The 21517-nt window shown below is 64.7% G+C and carries 19 protein-coding genes; 9 read left to right on the forward strand and 10 right to left on the reverse strand.

The window, feature by feature from the left end; all coding sequences use genetic code 11:
- Positions 1–20: 20 nt before the first annotated feature.
- Both RND64_RS04995 and RND64_RS05000 read right to left on the reverse strand, forming a co-directional pair.
- Complete coding sequence (locus RND64_RS04995) at positions 21–893, reverse strand: biotin-dependent carboxyltransferase family protein (protein WP_049697836.1); 873 nt, start codon at positions 891–893, stop codon at positions 21–23.
- A complete protein-coding gene (locus RND64_RS05000; protein WP_270483313.1) occupies positions 890–1603 on the reverse strand; it encodes a 5-oxoprolinase subunit B family protein in 714 nt (237 codons plus the stop codon). The genes RND64_RS04995 and RND64_RS05000 overlap by 4 nt, the downstream gene beginning before the upstream one ends.
- A 73-nt stretch (positions 1604–1676) precedes the next feature.
- Between RND64_RS05000 and RND64_RS05005 the strand changes: the two genes are divergently transcribed.
- The 4 genes from RND64_RS05005 (at position 1677) to RND64_RS05020 (ending at position 5865) form a co-directional block, all read left to right on the forward strand.
- Complete coding sequence (locus tag RND64_RS05005) at positions 1677–2621, forward strand: carbohydrate kinase family protein (RefSeq protein ID WP_270483312.1); 945 nt, start codon at positions 1677–1679, stop codon at positions 2619–2621.
- Positions 2622–2783: 162 nt separating this feature from the next.
- Positions 2784–4106 (forward strand): citrate synthase, encoded by a 1323-nt coding sequence (locus RND64_RS05010; RefSeq protein WP_082938088.1) that lies wholly within the window; start codon positions 2784–2786, stop codon positions 4104–4106.
- 46 nt (positions 4107–4152) lie between these two features.
- Positions 4153–4521 carry an FKBP-type peptidyl-prolyl cis-trans isomerase gene (locus RND64_RS05015; protein ID WP_049697838.1) on the forward strand — a complete coding sequence of 123 codons (369 nt, stop codon included), beginning with the start codon at positions 4153–4155 and terminating at the stop codon, positions 4519–4521.
- Between the two features lie 51 nt (positions 4522–4572).
- A complete protein-coding gene (locus RND64_RS05020; RefSeq protein WP_270483310.1) occupies positions 4573–5865 on the forward strand; it encodes a cryptochrome/photolyase family protein in 1293 nt (430 codons plus the stop codon).
- Here the strand turns inward: RND64_RS05020 and RND64_RS05025 are convergent.
- Entirely contained in the window at positions 5817–6917 is a 1101-nt protein-coding gene (locus tag RND64_RS05025; RefSeq protein ID WP_270483309.1) for an Lrp/AsnC family transcriptional regulator, read from the reverse strand. The genes RND64_RS05020 and RND64_RS05025 overlap by 49 nt on opposite strands.
- A 127-nt stretch (positions 6918–7044) precedes the next feature.
- Between RND64_RS05025 and RND64_RS05030 the strand changes: the two genes are divergently transcribed.
- Entirely contained in the window at positions 7045–8505 is a 1461-nt protein-coding gene (locus tag RND64_RS05030; RefSeq protein ID WP_049697841.1) for an MFS transporter, read from the forward strand.
- Between the two features lie 138 nt (positions 8506–8643).
- Here RND64_RS05030 and RND64_RS05035 read toward each other — a convergent pair whose 3' ends face one another.
- Genes RND64_RS05035 through RND64_RS05055 form a run of 5 tightly spaced genes read right to left on the reverse strand, consistent with a single transcriptional unit; the run spans position 8644 to position 12877 of the window.
- Positions 8644–9873 (reverse strand): ABC transporter permease, encoded by a 1230-nt coding sequence (locus RND64_RS05035; protein WP_270483308.1) that lies wholly within the window; start codon positions 9871–9873, stop codon positions 8644–8646.
- Entirely contained in the window at positions 9870–10769 is a 900-nt protein-coding gene (locus RND64_RS05040) for an ABC transporter ATP-binding protein (RefSeq protein WP_270483306.1), read from the reverse strand. Before RND64_RS05040 ends, RND64_RS05035 begins: the two co-directional genes overlap by 4 nt.
- Positions 10762–11349, reverse strand: coding sequence for a hypothetical protein (locus RND64_RS05045; RefSeq protein ID WP_049697844.1), 588 nt, complete (start codon positions 11347–11349; stop codon positions 10762–10764). The genes RND64_RS05040 and RND64_RS05045 overlap by 8 nt, the downstream gene beginning before the upstream one ends.
- On the reverse strand, positions 11346–11669 hold the full coding sequence (locus RND64_RS05050; protein ID WP_049697845.1) for a helix-turn-helix transcriptional regulator: 324 nt from the start codon (positions 11667–11669) through the stop codon (positions 11346–11348). The genes RND64_RS05045 and RND64_RS05050 overlap by 4 nt, the downstream gene beginning before the upstream one ends.
- Positions 11670–11701: 32 nt before the next feature.
- Positions 11702–12877, reverse strand: coding sequence for an NAD(P)-binding domain-containing protein (locus tag RND64_RS05055; protein WP_270483561.1), 1176 nt, complete (start codon positions 12875–12877; stop codon positions 11702–11704).
- Positions 12878–12969: 92 nt separating this feature from the next.
- Between RND64_RS05055 and RND64_RS05060 the strand changes: the two genes are divergently transcribed.
- Together RND64_RS05060 and RND64_RS05065 are read left to right on the forward strand one after the other, a co-directional pair.
- Positions 12970–13701, forward strand: coding sequence for an enoyl-CoA hydratase (locus tag RND64_RS05060; protein ID WP_049698073.1), 732 nt, complete (start codon positions 12970–12972; stop codon positions 13699–13701).
- 164 nt (positions 13702–13865) lie between these two features.
- Entirely contained in the window at positions 13866–15692 is a 1827-nt protein-coding gene (locus RND64_RS05065) for a purine-cytosine permease family protein (RefSeq protein ID WP_270483302.1), read from the forward strand.
- A 52-nt stretch (positions 15693–15744) separates the two neighbouring features.
- Here RND64_RS05065 and RND64_RS05070 read toward each other — a convergent pair whose 3' ends face one another.
- The gene (locus RND64_RS05070; RefSeq protein WP_270483301.1) at positions 15745–16827 is read right to left on the reverse strand and encodes an XdhC family protein; all 1083 of its coding nucleotides are present in this window, start codon (positions 16825–16827) and stop codon (positions 15745–15747) included.
- Between the two features lie 50 nt (positions 16828–16877).
- Positions 16878–17489, reverse strand: coding sequence for a TetR/AcrR family transcriptional regulator (locus RND64_RS05075; protein WP_049698074.1), 612 nt, complete (start codon positions 17487–17489; stop codon positions 16878–16880).
- 206 nt (positions 17490–17695) lie between these two features.
- On the opposite strand from RND64_RS05075, the gene RND64_RS05080 reads away from it, so the two are divergent.
- Entirely contained in the window at positions 17696–18832 is a 1137-nt protein-coding gene (locus RND64_RS05080) for an MBL fold metallo-hydrolase (protein WP_270483300.1), read from the forward strand.
- Entirely contained in the window at positions 18829–21411 is a 2583-nt protein-coding gene (locus RND64_RS05085; protein ID WP_270483299.1) for an HAD-IC family P-type ATPase, read from the forward strand. The genes RND64_RS05080 and RND64_RS05085 overlap by 4 nt, the downstream gene beginning before the upstream one ends.
- The last annotated feature ends 106 nt before the right edge of the window (positions 21412–21517 follow it).

Raw genomic sequence — 21517 nt, forward strand, 5'->3', positions numbered from 1 at the left:
GTCAACGCTGCCCGACCTGATCAGCCGGGCTGAAAGCGGACGAGCGTGCCGGCGACGAGTTGCGCCGCGGCCGAGACCGACGTCGCCGACAGGACACCCACGACCGGGTATCCGCCGGTCACGGGGTGATCGGCGAGGAAGATGACGGGCTCGCCGGCAGGCGGAACCTGAACCGCTCCGTGGGCAACGCCCTCGGAGGGCATCTCGGGAAGGTCGGTGCGGTGTGTCAGGGTCGGCGCGGTGTCGCCATCGCGACGTCGTAGGCGTACCCCGACCCGATTACTCGCGGTCGTGACCTCCCACGTGCCTGCGAAGAGGTCGCCCGGCTCGGAGAGGCGATTCGCGCGTGGGCCGGGAAAAGCGGTGAGTTCGACGACGCCGACCCGCCGGGTGTCTGCCGGGGCATGCAGAGTTGCCGGCCACGTCTCGTCTGCATCCCCGACCCTCAGTTCGTCGCCCTGCGCCAGGGGAGGGGGTCCGGTTCCGGAGAGAGTGTCGGTCGACCGCGATCCGAGTGACGGCTCGACGTCGAATCCACCTCGTGCGGCAACGTAGTTGCGGCAACCCCAGTGCGGCGTGCCGACCTCGACATTCGTCCCGGCGCGGGCAACGACAGCCGAATTGACCCCGACGGCAACACCGTTGACCGAGACCGAAGCGTCGGCGCCCGTCACGGCCACGAGTGTGTCCGTGTCGCAACGGAGCACGAGGCCACCGAGTGTGGTTTCGATCGTCGCGGCGTCCTCGGAGTTGCCGACGAGGCGATTGGCAAGGGTCATGGCGACTCGATCCGCGGCACCCGACCTCGGCACGCCGAGGTGTTGATAGCCGGGACGTCCGAGATCCTGGATCGTCGCCAACGGCCCGGTGGCGATCACCGTTGCGCGAGTCACCGGTTCTCCGTGTCGTCGTCGGGTCGAGCGGCAGAGTCTTCGGGGGCGCTGGCGTCGACGAATCGGACACGGGTGCCGGGTGTGAGGAAGGCCGGCGGGTCGTCGTGTTCGCTCCAGAGGCTGATTCTGGTGCGTCCCAGCAGGTTCCATCCTCCGGGGCTGTCGCGTGGATACACCGCGCTGTATCCGGCGGCGATCGCCACCGACCCGGCCGGCACGCGAGTACGGGCGTGTGGCCGTCGGGGGAGGTTCAGCAGTCCGGTGAGAGCGGCATCGGCGGCGTCAGAAGCGGGCACCAGATAGCCGAAACCCGGTGCGAAACCCATGAACTGGACGACCCATTCAGTACTCCGATGCGCCGCGATCACCGCGTCGACACTCATGTCGAGTGCACCGGCGACGTCGTCGAGGTCGTCGCCGTCGTAGTGAACCGGTATCTCGACGGGTGAGGGCGTCGAATCCGCAACGTCGGCGCCTGCGATCCCGAACCGCAGTGCGCGATGAATGCCGAGGACATCCACACCGCCACCTGTCTTGCCCTGCACCAGAATTGACGACGCGCTCGGCACAACGTCCTCGGTGGCCACGAGGCGACCCTCGGCTATCGCGGCCCGCAACGCGGTCGCCGACTCGAGTACCGCAAATGCCGGGTCGTCGGCATCGGCGAAGTCGAGAAGCACCGCATCGGGGCCGGCGGGTAACTCCTGCATACCGATCGAATCTACCGTCGACGGCCACGTCCGGATGGCACACTGGGCGCGTGACACGCATGGGAGCAGATCGTTGAGAGAGATCGTCGTATGCGGTGAGGCGCTCGTCGACGTGGTGTCGACAACCGCTCCGGGCCCCGATCCGTCGCACCTGCCACCGTTGCAGCCGGCACTCGGCGGCGGACCGTTCAACGTCGCGATCACCCTCGGCAGACTCGGCAGTGCCGTCTCGTTCTGCTCTGCGGTCTCCACCGACACCTACGGCGACGCCATCATGGCTGCTCTGAGTGCCGGGGGCGTCGGCACCACACTGGTCCAACGTCGCTCCGAACCCACGTCGCTCGCCCTGGCCACGATCGGTACCGACGGCGCAGCGCACTACTCCTTCTATGTGGAGGGCACCGCCGACCGCCTGGTCACCGAGCCCGGCGACTTCGCCGCGACCGTCTCCGCGGTGTGCTTCGGAACGTTGTCGATGGTCCTCGAACCGGGTGCGAGCGTCTACGAACTGGTGATGCGTCGAGCTCACGACGCCGGGCGTCTCGTTGCACTCGACCCGAATATCCGGCCCTCCGTGATCGACGAACCCGACGTCTACCGTCGACGATTCCTGGACTGGGTACCGATGATCGACGTCCTCAAACTCTCCGACGAAGACGTGGACTGGCTCGGCGACGGAGCGGACGGCTCGTCGGTCGACGACTGGCTCCGGGAGGGCGCGGGGGCCGTCGTGATCACCCACGGCGCCGACGGAATCTCCGTTCGCACACGCGAATTCACCGTATTGGCACAGGCTCCCGAGACAACCGTCGTCGACACGATCGGGGCGGGCGACAGTGTGCTCGGAGGGTTGCTCCATTTCTTCGACGAGTCGGGCGATTTGTCCGCATCAGCAGTGCGGTCGCGCGACGCCGATTACTGGCTACGGGCCGCGGACTACGCGGCACGAGTCGCCGCGGTGACCGTTTCGCGTCCCGGAGCCGACCCTCCGTGGGCGAGCGAGCTCGATGCCCCGTGATCGAGGCGCAGGTCAGACGGTATTCGGCTACGGTTGACCAACGTCAATGCACCCTCCGTGGGCGCGCATGTCGATAACCGACTACGTTTAGTAACGGAGAGTCCGACTCACAGTGCGTCACATGTACCTGTGGGTCTCATACCTGAGTAAAGGGGTTTTGGAGTGTCCGCTGAAACAGCTCCCGCCGACTCGGCATCGGATACCGCCTCGTCGACGTTCATCTACCCCGGTGGGCAGCTCGAGCTTCCCATTCTCAAGGCCACCGCGGGCAGTGATTCGGTTGCGCTGGGCAAGTTCCTCGCAGAAACGAATCTCACGACGTTCGACGGCGGCTTTGTCAACACCGCAGCCTGCAAATCCGCGATCACCTACATCGACGGAGAAGCAGGCATTCTGCGCTACCGGGGTATCCCGATCGACCAATTGGCAGAGAAGTCGACCTTCATCGAGGTCAGCTACCTGCTGATCTACGGCGAATTGCCGACTCCGAGCCAGCTCGAAGAGTTCAACAACAAGATCCAGCGGCACACCCTGCTGCATGAGGATCTCAAGCGATTCTTCGACGGCTTCCCGCGCAACGCACACCCGATGCCGGTGCTGTCGAGCGCAGTGAACGCACTGAGTGCTTACTACCAGGACTCGCTCGATCCCAAGGACCCCGAGCAGGTCGAACTGTCGACGATCCGTCTGCTTGCCAAGCTGCCGACGATCGCCGCCTACGCCTACAAGAAGTCGGCGGGCCAGCCGTTCCTCTACCCCGACAACTCGCTGTCGTTGGTCGAGAACTTCCTGCGCATGACCTTCGGCTTCCCGGCCGAGCCCTACGTGGTCAATCCCGAGGTCGCCAAGGCCCTCGACATGCTGTTCATCCTGCACGCCGACCACGAGCAGAACTGCTCGACGTCGACCGTGCGTTTGGTCGGATCGTCGCAGGCCAACCTCTTCACGTCCATCTCGGGCGGCATCAATGCACTGTGGGGTCCACTGCACGGTGGCGCCAACCAGGCCGTGCTCGAGATGCTCGAAGACATCAAGGCTTCCGGTGGCGACACCAAGGCGTTCATGACCAAGGTCAAGAACAAGGAAGACGGTGTGAAGCTCATGGGCTTCGGACACCGCGTCTACAAGAACTACGATCCGCGCGCAGCGATCGTGAAGAAGACCGCCGACACGATCCTCCAATCGCTCGGCGTCCAGGACGATCTGCTCGACATCGCCAAAGGACTCGAAGAAGTCGCCCTCAACGACGACTACTTCATCTCGCGCAAGCTCTACCCGAACGTCGACTTCTACACCGGCGTCATCTACCGGGCCATGGGCTTCCCGACCCGCATGTTCACGGTGCTCTTCGCACTCGGACGTCTGCCGGGCTGGATCGCGCACTGGCGTGAGATGAACACAGATCCCGCGACCAAGATCGGCCGACCGCGTCAGCTCTACACCGGTTACCCCGAGCGTGACTACGTCACGATGGGCGACCGCTGAGTTCGACGCTTCGACCTGTACACCCCACGACTCAAAGGAGAGTCCCGTGACCAGTACCGAGAAGCCAGAAGTCGAGTTCCAAGAAGGTCCCGCTCCCAGTGAGTTGGTGATCGCAGACATCATCGTCGGCGACGGCGACGAGGCAAAGCCGAGCGACGTCGTGGACGTGCATTACGTCGGCGTCGATTTCGAGTCGGGCGAAGAGTTCGATTCGTCGTGGGACCGTGGTCAGTCGGCCAACTTCCCGCTCGACCGGCTGATCCCCGGCTGGCAGCAGGGAATCCCGGGCATGAAGGTCGGCGGCCGCCGACGCCTCACCGTGCCACCTGCGCTGGCGTACGGCCCCGAGGGTGCGGGCCACCGGTTGTCCGGACGGACACTGGTCTTCATCATCGACCTGCTGGGTGTGGGCTAGATCGCCTCGCAACGTAACAACGCCGGTGCATCGGATGTCGATGCACCGGCGTTGTGCTGGCTACGGCGTGATCTGCGACTAGGCGATCTCCCCGCGCTGGGCGAAGCGATCGGCGACGGCAATCGCGAGGTTCTGGTCTGCTTCGTGCTCGACCCGCGTCTCGAATCCTCTTCAGGCGAGCGACGACTCGCCTTTCTCTACGACTCGCTCCGCGAACTCGACGCCAAGCTCGACGGCAAACTCCTCGTCGTACGTGGACGTCCCGACGAGGAGATCCCACGACTGGTCGACGCCGTCGGAGCGGGTTCTGTGCATGTGAGCGAGGATTTCTCGCCGTTCGGGCGGCGTCGAGACGACGCTGTCGCCGCAGCACTCGAAGAATCCGGCACGACATGGCAACCCGTCGGTTCGCCCTACCTTGTCTCGCCGGGCAGGGTGACGAAGTCCGACGGCACACCGTACAAGGTCTTCACGCCGTTCTTCCGAGCATGGCGCGACCACGGTTGGCGTGCGCCGGCAAAGACCGAAGCGCCGTCGAAGATCGTGAATCCCAGCGACATTCACCCCTCTGGTCGTATCAGGATTCCGGCGGCGCCCACGACGCTGGACCTGCCAGCCGGTGAAGACGCGGCACTCGAGCGGTGGCGCAGCTTTGTCGACGACGACCTGTCGGGCTACGAGTCCGACAGGGACAGGCCAGATCTCGACGTGTCGAGCAGGATGTCGGCGTATCTGAAGTTCGGCAATATCCACCCGCGCACGATGGCCGCCGACCTCGGCAGGTCGCAGTCGGCGCAGGCGTATCTGCGTGAGCTGGCGTTCCGTGATTTCTACGCCGACGTGCTCTACAACTGGCCAAAGAGCCTCTGGCACAACTGGAATGACCAGTTCGACGACATCGCACTCGACACCGGAAAGTCCGCCGAGAAGCACTTCGACGCGTGGCGTGAGGGGCGAACCGGCTTCCCACTCGTCGACGCGGGGATGCGTCAACTGAGCGAAACAGGGTTCATGCACAACCGAGTGCGCATGATCGCCGCGTCGTTCCTGGTGAAAGACCTGCACCTGCCGTGGTGGTGGGGTGCGAAGTGGTTCCTCGACCAGCTCACCGACGGCGACATGGCGTCGAATCAGCACGGTTGGCAGTGGGCCGCGGGCACGGGAACCGATGCGGCACCGTACTTTCGGGTGTTCAACCCGGAGACGCAAGCCAAGAAGTTCGATCCCGACGGCGACTACATTCGACGCTGGATTCCCGAATTCGACACCGACGACTACCCGGAACCGATCGTCGATCACAAAGCCGAACGCGAAGAGGCACTTCGACGTTTCGGTGAGCTCTGAGACGGCGAGATCTGAGACGCCGAAACCCTCGGTGGCGCAAGGCGGTCCCCGCTCACGAGCGAACCCGCGTTCTTGACGCGCGAGAGTAGCGGGAGCAATTCGTACGAGGTGATCCCGTCGAGGGGTCCGAGGACATCGGTGACAAAGGAGTACAGCTCGTCGGTGTCGTGCACCATGACACTGGCCGTCAAGTTGGCCGCCCCGGTGACGGCAACCGCGAACGGCACTGCTGGGTGGGCCGCGAGTGCTTCGCCGGTCGCTGCCAGATGCCGGGGATGCACCGTCAGCCAGACCGCGATCGCGTCGCGCCCCAGCGCGGCAGTGGCGAGATCGACGTCGAAGTAGGCGATGCCCGACCACACGAGGTGCTCGACGCGTCGGGTCACCTTGCCCGGCGTCGAACCCACTGCGCGAGCGAGGTCGGTATACGACGTCCGACCGTCGCGGGTGAGAACGTCGATGATCGCTCTGTCGGTGCGATCGATCGACGTCGATGAGGGCCGACCGCCGTCGGGTCCGCTCGGAATGCGTGTTTTCGCAAGCGCATCCGCCTCCGTCTGGGTGAGCGCGTCATGCCAGCCCTCCCAATCCGTCGGTGCCCCGCCGACGAACGTGTGCAGCACCGCGGCCGGTCGTACGTCGAGAACGGGTGCGGCCTTGGGGAGTGTCCGGGTGAGGAGCTCCATTCCGCCGTGCGGATCGGCTGCGCGCAGATTGAAGACGATCTCCCAGCCGGCCTCGTAGATGGATACCCATGAGACGTCGTCTCGCGCTGCCAAGGCACCGGCGATACCGTCGGCTCCCTCCGGTCGACACCGCACACGCACGACCCACGTCGAGTTACCGAGGGCACGAGGATCGGTGGCCATGGTGACGCGCAGGAGGCCATCGCGTCGGAGTCGGCGATAGCGTCGGGCAATCGTCTGTTCGGCCACACCGAGGACGTCGGCGATCTCGCGGAACGACGCCCGTGGCGACAGTTGGATGGCGCGAGCGATTCTCGTATCCAGATCGTCGAGAATGGAGGATTCTGGCGAGGTTGTGGCTCCCATGTCATGAATCTAACGGGATCGGGGCCTCCTGGCGACGCCGACCGATCGTGGGATCACACTTGGTTCATACCGCCTGAGGTGCGTTGACGCACCGGATTCGGGCGAAATCCTCGAAAGGTACACACTCATGGAACGTAAATGGTGGACGCTTGTCGTCGTCTGCGCAGCGACTTTCATGTTGCTGCTCGACGTCACGATCGTCGTCGTCGCACTTCCCGATATTCAACATGCACTCGGCGCCAGTTTCAGTCAGTTGCAGTGGGTCACCGACGCGTATGCGCTCGCGCTGGCGTCGTTGCTGCTGACATCCGGATCGATCGCCGACAAGTTCGGCAGACGTCGAATCTTCTCGATCGGCCTGGTGATCTTCACGCTTGGCTCGCTGCTCTGCGGCGTCGCACAGGACCCGGTCATGCTGATCGTGTCCCGCGCACTGCAAGGTGTCGGCGGTGCGATGCTGTTCTCGACGTCGCTCGCGCTTCTCGCGTCGACCTTCCACGGCCGTGAACGCGGCGTCGCCTTCGGCGCGTGGGGTGCCGTCACCGGCATTTCGACGGCACTCGGCCCGATCCTCGGCGGCGTGCTGACGACCGGTGTGAGCTGGCGTGCGATCTTCCTGGTCAATCTGCCCATCGGCATCGCCGCCCTGTTCGTCACGTGGAAGATGGTCGACGAGTCGCGCTCGCCTCATGCCCGTCGAATCGACTGGCCGGGCGTCGTCACATTCACCGCTGGTCTCGTCGCTCTGGTCTACGGACTCACCGAGGCCGGGCAGCGCTCGTGGGGTGACAGCCTCGTCGTCGGCTCGTTCATCGTCGCCGCGGTGTTGCTCGTGGCGTTCGTGATCATCGAACTGCGTGTCGACGAGCCGATGTTCGACCTCTCACTGCTGCGGATTCCCACCTTCACCGGCGGTCTGATCGCCGCCTTCGCGATGAACGGCTCGCTGTTCGCGATGCTGCTGTACGTGGTGCTCTACCTGCAGGAAGGGCTCGGCTACTCAGCGCTGCAAACCGGCGTCCGGCTGCTGGTGATGTCGGGCTGCACGATGGTGAGCGCCACGATCGCGGGCCGACTGTCGGAGAAGGTGCCGCTGCGCTGGCTCATCGGACCGGGCCTGCTCATCGTCGGCGTCGGACTGTTCTTGATGGCCGGTCTCGACGAGAACTCGTCGTGGACGCACCTCATCCCCGGCCTGATCATCGCGGGCATCGGCAGCGGCCTGGTCAACCCGCCCCTCGCCGCGACCGCCGTCGGCGTCGTCGACGTGCACCGCTCCGGCATGGCGTCGGGCATCAACACCACGTTCCGGCAGATCGGCATCGCCGTCGGCATCGCGGTCTACGGCACCGCCTTCAGCTCGAAGCTGAGTTCGTCGATGCGCGAGAACCCCGCCGGTGGCAAACACGCCGCCTACGCCGAGGCCCTCAACGCGCTGTTCTGGATCAGCGGCGCCGTGGCGGTTGTCGGCGGCCTCGCCGCGCTGCTGCTGATCCGCAGCCGCGACTTCGTGCCGCACGGCCCGGCTCCGACCACCGAGGGCGGCAACACGTCGAGCGAGGGCGCCGGGGTGACGGCCGCGGCCTGAGACTGCTCTCGGCTGGCCGGGCCGGCAGAAACCCGCGGAAGGATTCTTTCCGCGGGTTTCGTGCCTTTGCTCGTGTTGTTTCTCGAGGAGAGGTCAGTCTCTGGGGGAAAGATCCCTTCCCCTACTTTCTGCGCGCCCCTAGCGCGCCATCGAGAGCACTTCGGACCACTTGACGCGGCTGCCGGTGCGCAGGATCGAGCGCTGGTAGATGCGCGCGGCGAACCAGGTCGCGGCGGCGCAGGCCAGGATCATCAGGATCAGCGAGATGACGATCTGCATGGCGTTGGTGTCGCCGGTGGCGATGCGAATCGGCATCAGCACGGCCGAGAACGGCGGAATCCACGTCAGCACTTCGATGAACGTCGACTGCAGCGACTGCACTCCGAAGATCCCGGCGTACATCACGGCCATCGACAGCACGGTGAGCGGCATGATCGTCGAGCCGAGCTCTTCCTGACGCGAAACCAGTGCTCCCGCAGCGGCATACAGCGTCGCGAAGAACAGGTATCCGAGCAGGAACCACACCAGAACCGCGAAGAACATCCAGATGGCAGTACCGGCGATCGTCAACATCCCGGTGGCGATCCCGGCGATCAGGGCAGTCAGGCCGAGTACCACCACCTGCCCTAGTGCAACCGCTCCGATTCCCAGGATCTTGCCCCACATCAGGTGTAGCGGCTTGACGGTCGCCAACAGCAGTTCGACGATCCGCGACGTCTTCTCCTCGACAACTCCCACGGCAATCATGTTGCCGCCCAGCATGATTGCGGTGATCAGCAGAATCGCACCGACGAGCGCGATCACGATCCGCTGCGCCTTGTCGGGCTTGTCCGGGGTGGTCTGAACAGTGGTGATCGTCGGTGTCGGCAGCGACGCCGCGTCGACACCGCGGGCAGTGAGACCCTGGGCCAACTCGTGCTGCTGGATCGAGCCGCGCAGCACACCCGACAGCGAGTCGGACAGCCCTGTCTTGCTGACGATCGCATACGACTCACCGGAACCCCGCACCACCGCGGCATCGAGATCACCGGATTCGACGCTGCTGCGCGCCTGCGACAACGCATCCGGACCAGAAGCGATTGATACGACGGTGATCGGCGTGCCGCTGGCCTCGCCCACCTGGCCGATCGTCGTCGACAGGGAACTGTCGCCCGCGACGCCGACACGCTCCGGGTCGGTTCCGCCACCGGAGATCGCCTTCCAGACGATCAGGCCGACGACGATCACGAGCATCAACACCACGGTGCTGACGACGAAGGATCGGGTCTTGGCACGTGTGGCGATTTCACGTTGTGCCACAAGGCGAATCGTCTGCAGCGCACTCGCGCCCTGTGAGGCTGTGTTGTCAGTGGAATTGTGGGAGGTCATGCCGTCACCACCTCTCGGAAGAGTTCGGTCAGGTCGGGTGTTGTCCGCGCGAAGCGGTGTACCGGTCCGTGTGTCAATGCGCGATTGAGTACTGCTTGGTCGTCGAGCGTCGTCGGGTCGACGCGCAGCCGAGCACCGCCCGGTTGGTATTCGGCCTCCAGCACTCCGGGGAAGCCATCGGCCCAGCGGGTCGTCGAGTCAGGACCGTCGACCTCGAGGATCACGCCTGCACGTGTGCGGAGATCGTCGACGGTGCCGAGCGCACGCATTCTGCCCTTGACGACGATGCCGACGCGATCACACAGTCGCTGCACCAGGTCGAGCTGATGCGACGAGAAGATGACCGGAATGCCCTCGGCTGCTTTCTCTTTCAGAACGTCACTCATCACGTCGACGGCCACCGGGTCGAGGCCCGAGAACGGCTCGTCGAGCACCAGTACGTCTGGATCGTGGACCAGCGCAGCGGCGAGCTGTACGCGCTGCTGGTTGCCGAGCGAGAGGTCGGCGACGTTGTCGTCGTATCGTTCGTCGACGCCGAGTCGCTGCGTCCAGCGTCGTGCACTCTCGGTGGCCTGGTCGGCACTCATTCCGTGGAGGCGCGCGAGGAACACCAGTTGCTCGCCGACCTTCATCTTGGGATAGAGCCCACGCTCCTCGGGCATGTATCCGATTCGACGCCGCGTGTTGAGATCGATCGGCGCGTCACCGAGTGTCACCCGACCCGAATCCGGTTCGAGCACACCGAGAATGATGCGCATCGTCGTCGACTTGCCTGCGCCGTTGCTACCGACGAAGCCGAAGATTTCTCCGGGTGCGACGGTGAATGTCATGTCATCAAGGGCGACGACGTCGCCATACCGTTTGGATAGTCCGTCGACGGTGAGGGATTCAGGCATGATCGTTCTCCTCGTAGGTTGCGAAGTCTTCGGGGTCGGCGTCGTCGCTCCACCACGCGGTCAGCATGGTTGGCACGAGGGCGCCGGTCAGCACGAGGCTGATGAGCAAAATGCCGGTGCCGTACACCAGTTGGCCGTGTACCTGCTCTCGGGTGCCCAGGACGATCAGGATGATGTACGGGATGAACATCAGCGAGAAGAGGGCGATGAATCCCACTGATCGGGCCGAGTTACGTTGCGCGAGTTGGATTTCATCGAGCGCGGTGACCGGGGTTTCGGCAATGGAGCCGGTCACGATCCGCAGCAGGTACTGCACGACGAAGGCGCCGACGATGGCAATGATGAACGGGATGAAGAACGCGTAGGTGAAGAACGCCACCACCGCGCTGGCCAAGAGCACGACCAGCACCACGATCTCGGCAAGGACGATTCGTCGCGCGGCTCGACGATTGCGCCAGCTCATCAGCTTGCCTGCATGACGTTGGTTGAAGCGAACATGGCGTTGACCACGCCACTCGTCGTAGCGACGCCACAGCTCGGGCGTCGCTTCGGCCGGGATGGCCGAGTTGGGATCCCTCATTGTGCTTCCTCCGTGGTGGACGACGGTTGCGGTGAGTGTGTTTCGTCGACGCGGATGGCGCGTCGGGGGTAGAGCTCGGCCGACATCGCCGAGAACTCGGTGCGACTGAACACCGCTTCTACGGGGAGGTCGAAGACTTCGCAGATGCGAAATGCGAGGTCAAGGCTCGGGTAGTTGTCGCCGCGCTCGAGCGCACCGACGGACTGGACGTTGATGCCGACGAGTGCTGCCAGATCGGCACGCGACATCCTCCGCTCGGCGCGTAGAACTCCGATGCGGTTGTAGATGGGGAGCTTTTCTCCCCGCCGTACTGGACTCACACTACATAGTGTTGGGAAAACACAACAACTTGTCAAGGCTGGGCATCAAGAATCTCCGCGACGTTGCGTGCTGCCTCGCGACCCGCGCGGTTGGCGCCGATCGTCGACGCCGACGGTCCGTAGCCGAGTAATTGGACCCGCGGGTCGTCGGCGACGGTGGTTGCAAGGCGTCCGGTCATGACGATTCCGCCGCCGGGTCCGCGCAGGTGGAGAGGCGATAGATGATCGAGCGCGCTTCGGAATCCGGTGTTCCAGAAGATGACGTCGACGTCGAGTTGCTCGCCCGCAGCGACCGCGCTGCTACTCCCGCCAGCCGACCCGTTCCCGCCTGGCCCGCCCGTGCAGTCCCAACACACGCCGGTCTCGGTGATGCGGGTGAACATCGGTCGCCAGTTGTCGAGGATTCCGTCGCGCTGCGCGGCTTCGATGGTCGGTGTCACCGCGAGGCCGGTCACCGACACCACCGACGTCGGCGGTAGGCCGGCGCGAACCCGGCGTTCGACGCGGGCCACTGCTTCGCGACCGAGGTCGGGTGAGAAGGGATTCGAATCGAAGCGCGGTTCGGTGCGCGAGCACCAGAATGTCTGCACGCCGGGAGCGCGGCGAGCGATCTCGATCAGTAGCTGAACTGCGGAGATGCCTGCGCCGACGACCAACACGCGCTTGCCGGCGAACTCCTCGGGTCCGGTGTAGTCGTGTGTGTGCAGTTGCCTGCCGCGGAAGTCCGCGGCTCCTGGAATGTGAGGGATGAACGGCCTTTCCCACGTTCCGGTGGCGTTGATGAGTGTGCGTGCGGAGATCTCACGCCCGCGGAGTCGGCCACCGAGCGTGACCCGAAATCCGTCGCCGTCTCGTTCGACGGAACGTACGTCGACCGGTCGACGTACCCGCAGCCCAAACCTGTTCTCGTACTTCGCGAAATACTCGGGAACGACGGCCGACGCCGGGAACTCGCCGCGGTCGATTCCCACCGCTTCAGCAAGCCCGTACCCCGGAAGATCGTGCACACGGTTGGTGCCCGACAACGTCAGCGTCGGCCATCGGAACTGCCATGCGCCGCCGGGACGCGGGGAGTGGTCGAGCAACTGGTAGCGGTCACCGAGGCCGAAGCGTTGCAGAAAGTACGCCGCCGACAGTCCTGCCTGCCCGCCACCGATGACGAGGACATCGCTGGAAGCGTCGGGCTCCTGCGCGACGGATTCGTGCACATCGGGGCTTGTGGACTCGGGCGACAGCGACGGACTCGACACCTCTCCAGTGTGCCCGCCGGAAAATGGCGGGGCTGGGTAGTCTCTCCTGCATGATCCACTCGCATGCAGAAGGTTCGGTGACGACGATCGAGCTCGATCGCCAGGACAAGCGCAACGCACTCAATGAGGACATGGTCGACGGACTCGGGAAGGCTTTCGCCGACGCCGTCGACGCGGGCGCCAGGGCCATCGTGGTCACCGGCCGCGGCAGCGTATTCAGTGCAGGCGCCGACCTGTCCGGTCCCGTCTACGACCCCGCGTTCCTCGAAAAGCTCATCGCCACACTGCGCGAGATCGAGTCGGTGCCCGTCCCGGTGATCGCGGCACTCAACGGTTCGGCACTCGGCGCAGGCCTGCAACTGGCGATGGCGGCCGACCTTCGGGTGATGGCCCCCGATGCACTTGCCGGTATTCCCGCAGCGAAAATCGGTGTTGCCGTTGACGAGTGGACAATTCGACGCCTCGTCTCACTGGTGGGCGCAGGTCAGGCGCGCGGGATGCTGATCGGCTGCGATCCGTTGTCGGCCGACCGCGCTCACGCTCTCGGATTCGCCAATCGCATCGGCGATCTCACCGACGCCCAGCATTGGGCGTCGACCATCGCCGATCTCGCCCCCCTGACGCTGCAGCACTACAAGTTGGTACTCAACGGCGACGGTGCGCGCGACGACGCACCCGCCGATCGCCAGGCCGCGATGCGTCGCGCGTGGGAAAGCGAAGATGTGGTCGAGGGGCGTGCAGCTCGCTCCGAGAAGAGAAAGCCTGAATTCACGGGAAAGTAGATCGGACAACGTGTTTCGTCGTCGACGGTGCGTCTACGGGCGCATCGTCGAACAACCGTGGCCGTGATGCCTAGTTTTCCTGCGTGAAACATTCCGAGTAACTCGCCGAAACATGGCGTTCGTACGTTTGGCCGATCTGTAACTCGGATCACGCAGGAGGGCCGATGGCCACCGATAAGCATCACGAACACGTCGGCGAGGTGGCCGACGAGGTCGGCGAGATAGAAAACGCCGAACACAGCATCATCGCGACGGGTGCGCAGGCTGCTGCCATGCGCGAGACCCTCGAGGACTACACACTTCGTTTTGCGCCCCGCAGCTACCGCAAGTGGGGACCGGGCGTCGTCGCCGTCTCCGCCCTCGGTGGCATCGCCTACCTTGCCGACTTCGCGATCGGCGCGAACATCGGTATTGCCAACGGCACCGGAAATGCCTTGTGGGGCATCCTGTTCTTCTCGATCGTCATCGTGATCACGGGCTATCCGCTCGCGTTCTACGCTGCTCGATACAACATCGACCTCGACCTCATCACGCGCGGAAGTGGTTTCGGTTACTACGGCTCGGTGCTGACCAACGTCATCTTCGCGTCGTTCACCTTCATCTTCTTCGCCCTCGAGGGCTCGATCATGGCGCAGGGCCTCGAACTCGGCCTACACATACCGCTATGGATCGGCTACCTGGTCTCGTCGTTGTTGGTCATCCCGTTGGTTATCTACGGCATGAACACACTCGCCAAACTGCAGGTGTGGACCACTCCGCTGTGGCTGGTCATGATGGTCCTTCCATTCATCTACCTGGTGATCAAGCACCCGTCGGCCATCGGTGACTTCTTCGCGTTCAGCGGTGTCGACGGCGACGGCAATCCAGCGGGCAAAGGTGTCAGCTTCGCAGGCACGATGCTCGCGGCCGGTGTCTGCCTGTCCCTGATCGCCCAGATCGCAGAGCAGGTCGACTACCTACGCTTCATGCCGCCCCGTACGCCCGAGAACAAGCGGAAGTGGTGGTCGGCAACCCTTATCGCCGGACCGGGGTGGGTGTTCTTCGGCGCCATCAAGCAGATCGTCGGTCTCTTCCTCGCCGTGTACCTGATCGGGATCAGCGTCGACAACGCGGGCATTGCGAACCAGCCCGTCCACCAGTTCGTCGAGATCTACCAGGACTTCCTGCCGCACTGGCTCGCTCTGACCCTCGCCGTGATCCTCGTGGTCATCAGCCAGGTGAAGATCAACGTCACCAACGCCTACTCGGGCTCGCTGGCGTGGACCAACGCTTTCACGCGTGTCACCAAGACCTACCCCGGACGCCTGGTGTTCCTGTTCTTCAACGTGATCATCGCGATCGTGCTGATGGAAGCCAACATGTTCAGCTTCCTGAACAACCTGCTGAACTTCTACGCGAACTGCGGTATCGCGTGGATCGCCGTCGTCGCGTCGGACATCGTGATCAACAAGTACATCTTGGGCATCTCGCCGAAGCAGCCGGAGTTCCGTCGCGGCATGATCTACAGCGTCAACCCGGTCGGATTCTGCTCGCTCCTGATCTCGGCGGGCGCGTCGATCCTGGTGTACTTCCACGTCTTTGGCGATGCCATCCAGCCGTACTCGCCGCTGGTGGCGCTCGTACTCGCCATCGTCCTGCCGCCCATTTTCGCGATCGCAACGAAGGGCAAGTACTATCTGCGTCGCGTCGACGACGGTATCGACATCCCGATGTATGACGAGCACGGCAACCCCACCGACGTGAAGTTGCTGTGCTGCGTCACCAAGATCGAGTTCGAGCGACCCGACATGATCGCCTCGGCGGTGCCCGGTCCGAATGGCGAGAAGCAATACATCAGCTCGCTTGCACTCTCCTGTGACAAGACCGGTGAGCATGTCCTGCCGGCGCAGGACGTGATGTCGATGACCTCAGACATCCCTGCTGCGACAACCGAAGCGGCGACGACGGCTACACCGAGCTCGTCCTCGGAGTCGCCGAAGGAGGACGCATAGCCTCACGGGCAAGAATTGCACGACGTCGGGTTCGCTTCAGGTCGGGTTCGCTTCAGCGATGGAGCGGACCCGACGTCGTGTGTAGTGGGGCAGCCGAAGCGGCATGACGATCCGCGATCAACTGCGCGGCGATCGAGACGGCGACCTCGGCAGGCGTGTGTCCCCCGAGGTCGAGTCCGAGCGGCGATCGTAGACGACTCAATTGTGCTGCGGTGACGCCGGATTCGATGAGGCGCTCGTTGCGATCGGCAACCGTTCGACGGGAGCCGAGTGCACCGACGAACCCCGCGGCGGAGTCGGCGAGCGCAACGCGAAGCGTCGGGACGTCGAACTTCGGGTCATGGGTCATCACGCAAATCGCGCTGGTGGCATCGACTGTGCCGGAACGTATCTCGGACTCGAGGTAGCGGTGCGGCCAGTCGACGACGACCTCGTCGGCGTCGGGAAAGCGTGCGCGGGTGGTGAATACGGGCCGCGCGTCGACCACGGTCACCCGATAGCCGAGCGAGCGTCCGATGCTGCTCGTGGCACGCACGAAGTCGTTGGCACCCACCAGGATCAACCGCGGGGGAGGGGCGAAGGTGTGTACGAACGTGCGCGGACGGTCGGCACCCGACTCCGCGGGCTCGTCGCAGTCGTCGACGCCGATGATGCCGCTGCGCCCCGACGCGAGGAGATCGGCGACGTCGCCGCCGAGCCGACGCCATGGTTCGCTCGTCGACGTCGTGATGTGCCACTCGGGGGAGTCGCTCAGCGTGGTTGCCCAGGCGACTCGACGGTCCGCCACGAGATGTCCGGCGAGGTCGTCCAACGCGCGTCGATGACCGGCATCGACGCGCTCGACGAAGACCTCCAGAGATCCACCGCAGGTCAGGCCGACTTCGATGCCGTCGGGATCAGCGATACCGAAATGCTCGACGACGGCACAACCGTCGTCGAGCACGGTCATGCAGGTGTGGACGAGCGCTGATTCGACGCAGCCACCCGAGACCGACCCGATGACCTCGCCGTCGGCCGTGACAGCCATCGCAGCGCCGACGCCGCGCGGGGTCGGGCCGCTCGTGCCGATGATGCGCGCGATGGCGACCGGCCCACGACTGAGGCGATCGATCACCACTGGCAGAACGTCACGCATTGATCCAGTGTCGGCTCCGTGGCGTGGTTGCGCCACTCGGCGTAACCGTGTCAGCGCGGCGCGACGTGCGTCATGACATCACGCACCATCGACTCCGTGATGGCGCCGAGAGCGCTGTCGTCGGCAGTCGACAGGTAGACCAGGGTGATCGCGATGATGTTGGCGATGAACACGGGAGCAATGCGAGCGACCGGTGTGAGCCAATCGATCTGCGCCTGCTCGCCCGCCGCGGCCAGTCCTTGTGCCGCAAGCGCATAGAGATGCTCGTACATCTGCTTGCCCGCCGGCTGCAATTCGGGATGGTTGTGTGCGTAGATGCCGAGCGAGATGGTCGCCTGGAGCCGCCCGGGGTCGGCTTTGAGCATCATGTAGAACGCGTCGAGTTGCTCGAACATCTTGGTGCGCATCGCCTCGACGCCGACGGCAGACGATTCGCCCACCGGTAGCAGCGACTCGAGCATGAGCGAAACATCCTCGGGCACAGCCTTTTCCATCACTGCCCAGAGCAGTGCGGTGCGGCTTTCGAATGCGTAGTGGAAGCTCGCGAGTGGCATTCCGGCATGCGCACAGATGCGCCGCGTGGTCGCGCCTTCGACGCCGTGATCGGCAATCACGCGATACGCGGATTCGACGAGCGCTGTGCGCCTGTCATCGACGGACATCCGAGCCAACGGACCGCTCACTCCCCAGTTGAAACGGATAGGTGTCGGAAGCGTATCAGGGTCGATGTCGCCACGAGAACGATTGTCCACCGATGCGAGTGGACGCGCGTCCGATTGATCGTGGTGCAGAAGCGATAGTGTGGCGGAATGGTCGCCAGGAGTTCTCGCAGGACATCGAATTCCCCACAAGACAGGGAACCCCGCTCATGATCAGTCGTCTCGCCGACGTCGGGGTACGAGTGGCCGATTCGGCAACCGGCGCATTGTCGGCAGCAGGACTGCCCGCGGCCCGCGCGCTCGGTGCCGACCGCGACGCGATCCGGCCGTACGTCGAATCGTCGGAGTATCTCGTCGACGGCGCGTTCGTCAATCCCGAACCGTCGGCATCCGGAGCGACTCCCGACTTCCAGGTTGCCCTCGACATGGCTCGCGGCCCCGGCAGGCCGAGCCGACCGGTCCTCGTCACCGTGCCGCAATTCGACGCAGAGCCCGGCAAGCTCACCGTCACCTGGCTCGGGCACGCGTCGGCACTCGTAGAGCTCGACGGCACCCGCATCCTTACCGATCCGGTGTTCAGCCAGCGGTGCTCCCCGTGGCAGCAGGTGGGGCCGGCCCGACTGCATCCGGTGCCCGTCACCGTTGCCGACCTCCCGCAGATCGACGTCGTGTTGCTCAGTCACGATCACTATGACCACCTCGACATGGACACGGTCGTCGCCTTGGCAGACGCATCGCCCGAGGCGGTGTTCATCGCGCCCGTCGGTGTCGCTGCGCACCTCGTGAGCTGGGGAATCGCCGCTGACCGCATCCGGCAGGCCGACGTCTGGCAGAGCGTCTCGGTCACGTGCGGAGCGACCTCACTCGAGTTCTTTTGCGGACCGGCCCGCCACTTCTCCGGGCGCGGACTCACCCGCAACCTCACACAGTGGGCGAGCTGGGCCGTGGTGGGACCCGAGCACCGATTCTTCTTCTCCGGCGACACCGGCTACAGCGAGCGCTTCGAAGAACTCGGTGCACGGCACGGGCCGTTCGACCTGACGCTCATCGCCGTCGGCGCATACGACCCGTCGTGGCCGGAGGTGCACGTCGACCCGGAGGAAGCCGTCGCGATACATCGGATGCTGTCGGGCGAAGCGGGCTCCGACTCGGTGTTCCTGCCCATTCACTGGGGAACGTTCAGTCTCGCGAGGCACGCGTGGGCCGATCCCATCACACGTCTGTTGCCCGCAGCCGAGCGAAACAACACGTCCGTCGTCGTGCCGCAGCCCGGCGGCACCATCGACATCACCGCGCGTATCGGGACCGGGCTGCGCACACCCACGTGGTGGGAGACCTCGGCGTGAGCGAACAGAGCACTGCGGCCCCCGAGCGGGGCCTCACGGCCGACGAGGTCGCACAGCGCGTCGCCGACGGCAAGGTCAACGACATGCCCGACCGCTCGGGGCGCTCGGTCGGCGACATCATCAAGGCCAACGTCTTCACCCGGATCAACGCGATCCTCGGGGTGCTGTTCGCGATCGTGGTCTTCACCGGTTCGCTCATCAACGGGCTGTTCGGTCTGCTGATCATCGCCAACAGCGGTATCGGCATCATCCAGGAGATCCGCGCCAAGAAGACCCTCGACAAACTCGCCATCGTCGGACAGGCCAAACCGCGTGTGCGACGCGACGGCGAGGTCACCGAGATCCCACCGAACGAGGTGGTGCTCGACGACATCATCGAGATCGGTGCCGGCGACCAGATCGTCGTCGACGGCGAGGTCGTCGAGTCTTATGTCCTCGATGTCGACGAGTCGCTGCTGACCGGCGAGGCCGATCCCATCGACAAATCCGCCGGAGACAAGGTGCTGTCCGGCAGCTTCGCGGTGTCCGGAGCGGGCGCCTACCGCGCGACAAAGGTGGGCGCCGACGCGTATGCCGCGCAGTTGGCCTCCGAGGCGTCGAAGTTCACGCTCGTGTCGTCGGAGTTGCGGTCCGGCATCAATCAGATCCTGCGGGTCATCACCTGGCTGTTGATTCCCGCGGGGCTGCTGACCATCGTCAACCAGCTTTTCATCAGCAACAACGGTCTTCGTGCATCGCTGCTCGGCATGGTCGCGGCGCTCGTGCCGATGGTTCCGGAAGGCCTCGTGCTGATGATGTCGATCGCATTCGCGGTCGGCGTCATTCGTCTCGGGCAGCGGCAGTGTCTGGTCAACGAACTACCAGCGATCGAAGGCCTCGCGCGCGTCAACATCGTGTGCGCCGACAAGACCGGCACACTCACCGAGAACGGCATGCGCGTCTCGGAGCTGCGGATCATCGGTGATGACGGAAAAGTTGACGACGGAAAAGTCGACGACGGAACGGCAGAGGACGGCAGCGGGGCAGGCGCGTCGTCGGATCGTCGTACGGAGGCCGAGCAGGCACTCGCCGCGCTGGCGAAGAACGATCGCAGTCCCAACGCGAGCATGCAGGCCGTCGGCGAGGTGTACGACGACGCGCCCGACTGGACGACGTCGGCCGTCGAACCGTTCACCTCCGCCAAGAAGTGGAGCGGCATGTCGTTCGTCGATGCCGACGGCAACGACGCGGGCAACTGGGTCCTCGGAGCCCCCGATGTGCTGCTCGACGACGACTCCGAACCGGCGCGCGTCGCCAGCGATCTCGGGGCACAGGGCCTACGCATACTGCTCCTGGCACGGCTCGACGTCGCTGTCGACACCGAGCCGGACGCGGGATCGGCGACGCCCGGGCACCTGACCCCCGTCGCACTCGTGGTGCTCGAGCAGCGGGTCCGTTCGGATGCTCGTCCCACCCTCGACTACTTCGAGGAGCAGGACGTTGCCGTCAAGATCATCTCCGGCGACAACGCCCGCTCGGTGGGCGCGGTCGCGGAGTCGCTTGGCCTCGGCTCACCCGACACCTCCGTCGATGCGCGCGACTTGCCGACCGAGCCCAACCAACTCGCGCACGCCGTCGAAGACGGCGTCACGTTCGGGCGTGTGCGGCCCGACCAGAAGCGTGCGATGGTGCGCGCATTGCAGTCCGATGGCAACAACGTCGCCATGACCGGCGACGGCGTCAACGACGTGCTCGCGCTCAAGGACGCAGACATCGGCGTCGCGATGGGGTCGGGGAGCTCTGCCGCTCGATCGGTGGCCCAGATCGTGTTGTTGGACAACAAGTTCGCGACGCTGCCCTATGTGGTCGGCGAGGGTCGTCGGGTTATCGGCAACATCGAGCGTGTCTCCAACCTGTTCCTCACCAAGACCGTCTACGCGGTGCTGCTGGCGCTGTTCGTGGGTATCGCAGGGCTCGGAGCGAAGCTGTTCGGCACACCGTCGATCAGCTATCCGTTCCAGCCGATCCACGTGACGATCGCCGCGTGGTTCACCATCGGTATTCCGGCTTTCATCCTGTCGCTCGCACCCAACAACGAGCGGGCTCGTCCCGGATTCGTGCGGCGTGTGCTGACGCAGGCGGTGCCCAACGGGATCATCGTCGGGCTCTGCGCATTCGTCACCTATCTGATCGTCAATCCGGGCGGGTCGGGCAACTCGCTGGGCGGCGACTCGGTGGAGCTGTCGCCACATCAGACACAGGCCGCGACAGCAACTCTGATCACGCTGATCGCCATCGCGGTGTACGTCCTGGCTGTCGTCGCGCGCCCGTACACGTGGTGGAAGGTGCTGCTGATCGCGGTGTCCGCGGGCGCATACGTGCTGATCTTCTCGTGGCCGTTCACCCAGCACATGTTCAAACTCGACTCGTCGAACTGGCAGATGAACTCGGTTGCATTTATTTCAGCGGCCGTCGGCATCGTGGCCGTCGAGATCATGTCGCGGATCGGGCCGCGCATCATCGCTCGTCACGAGCGTGATCGTGACGACGCCGAGCAGACGAGCCTTCGGGCCGAGAAGGCGCGGTCGGCTCAGTCCTGATTTCTGGTCCATTGGTCCGTGGTTCCGACCCGCCGATGGACATAGACTCGACTGCACGCGACGCTGCTCCCGCGGCGTCGACGTCGACCCAATCACCGAGTGTGAC

It is taken from the genome of Gordonia sp. w5E2 (assembly GCF_036540975.1).
In the GTDB taxonomy this organism is placed as follows: Bacteria; Actinomycetota; Actinomycetes; order Mycobacteriales; family Mycobacteriaceae; genus Gordonia; species Gordonia jacobaea.